Annotated in this window: 2 protein-coding genes; one reads left to right on the top strand and one right to left on the bottom strand. The window is 47.4% G+C overall.

Translation table 11 applies throughout. The annotated features are described in order from the left end of the window. Positions 1-228 (top strand): hypothetical protein (locus R7P72_RS24595; protein WP_318110912.1); only part of this gene is annotated, 228 nt, incomplete at its 5' end. Between the two features lie 13 nt (positions 229-241). Here the strand turns inward: R7P72_RS24595 and R7P72_RS24590 are convergent. Then, positions 242-1,338, bottom strand: a 1,097-nt coding sequence (locus tag R7P72_RS24590) for a sensor histidine kinase (protein WP_318110911.1), incomplete at its 5' end; no start/stop codon positions are given.

Here is a 1,338-nt window from a genome sequence, read left to right as displayed (position 1 = left end):
GCACTTGTCACTGCTAAAGTTGTTTTTCTCATAACGCGTCCATTCTTACTTGAAGTAAATACTTGTAATAAGTTAACGGTTGGATGCCAAAGCGGATGTAGACAACCAACAATTCCATTGATGAATGGCAGGGTGGTTATTCATCATGTTAAGCGTAGGTTAAGCAATCTGCTTTATAAAGCTGAGGGCGAGTTATTGGTTTGCACGAATAAAGATAAATGCAAATAGTTTTTTATGTGGCTCAATCAATCGTATTGGCGAGCTGAAATCGCAAGAGGAACGACATACCGGAACCAGGATTGCGTTGTGCTGTGACTTGTCCATTCATGTCTCGCATGTTGTTCGCGGTGATTGACAGTCCTAAACCCAAGCCTTCGCCGATCTTTTTGCTGGTTTGGAATGGCTCGAAAATGGTGTCGAGTTGTTCTAGTGCCACGCCACAACCGTTGTCACTGACCACCACTTCAACGTGGCTGTTAGTTGGTGTGACAACGATTGAAAGTTGGGGATTGTCCCTAGATTGCATGGCATCAAGCGCATTGGATATCAGGTTGCCAAGCACTTGTTGTAAGCGTTGTTCTTCCCCCTGAATTTGCGGTAGATCGCTAGGTATTCGAACGCGAACATCCACATTCGCCAGCTGAGATTGATAGACACGCAGCGTCTCTTCCAACGCGCTGGTCAACGACAGTGCTTGTAGCTTTTCAGGTTTGTTGTACGCGAATGTTTTGAGCTGGCTCGTCATGCTTGCCATGCGGTCAATCAGCTTTTGCACGAGCACATTATTGGCCTTCATCATGGCGGTTTCGCCGCGTTCTACTAATAACTCGTTGGTGGTGAGAAGGGTGCGCAATCCGGTAAGAGGTTGATTCAACTCGTGGGTAATCGCGCTCGACATGCGGCCCAACGCCGCCATTTTGCTCGACTCAATCAATTGTTCCTGAGCTTGACGTAGCGCTTGAGTGCGCTCTTCTACGCGCTGCGCTAGCTCTTGGTTGACGAGTTGTAGCGATTGTTCAGCCTTTTTGCGTTTACTGATATCGATGAGGGTGGCAAGAAAATACAGCTCTCCGTGCCAAGGAAAAGTCGTTAATGAGAACAGCACCGGGAAAACGCTCCCATCACTTCGCCTTGCCATCGTTTCAACGGCACTGATTTCTGCCAGCTCCTTATGTTTTGGTAGATCTCTGAGCAGTGTGAGCGTGGTTGAGTTGGGATTACCTGCATCAAACAACTCCCAAGCAAAAGTTTGACGATTGACATTTTCCGGCAAGCAAAACAGCCGCTTAGCCATTGGATTGAGATCGAATAGCTGTCCTTGCTCATTGATCAACAGCA

It is taken from the genome of Vibrio sp. Vb0888 (genome assembly GCF_033338835.1).
GTDB classification, from domain to species: Bacteria; Pseudomonadota; Gammaproteobacteria; order Enterobacterales; family Vibrionaceae; genus Vibrio; species Vibrio alginolyticus.
This window is presented reverse-complemented; position numbering and strand designations above follow the sequence as displayed.